This is a genomic window from Pseudomonas sp. SIMBA_067, assembly GCF_046534675.1.
Classification (GTDB): domain Bacteria; phylum Pseudomonadota; class Gammaproteobacteria; order Pseudomonadales; family Pseudomonadaceae; genus Aquipseudomonas; species Aquipseudomonas putida.
The window spans coordinates 1-241 of the sequence record NZ_JAWRYH010001196.1; the positions used below are offsets into that span (position 1 = coordinate 1).

1 protein-coding gene is annotated in these 241 nt (G+C 54.8%); it reads left to right on the top strand.

Going from position 1 to position 241, the window contains the following annotated elements:
- On the top strand, nt 1–227 hold a 227-nt coding region (locus SB765_RS33065; RefSeq protein ID WP_410932953.1), incomplete at its 5' end, for an OST-HTH/LOTUS domain-containing protein.
- Between the last annotated feature and the right edge of the window lie 14 nt (nt 228–241).

Consider the following 241-nt stretch of genomic DNA (forward strand, 5'->3'; position numbering starts at 1 on the left):
TTACCAAGATTCGGGAGGATATTGCTGATGAGGATGGCTGGGCACATTTAAGTGTGCTGGGTACGAACATCTCGAAGCTTCGCCCGGAGTTTGACCCGCGTACCCATGGTTTCAAGAAGCTGAGCGACCTGATCAAGGCATACCCGCAAACGTTCGAACTGCAGGCTCGTGGTGCATCTGCTGGGGGTACCGCGATGTACGCCCGGCACAAGCCACCCAGCAAGTGATGCCATTGTAATCA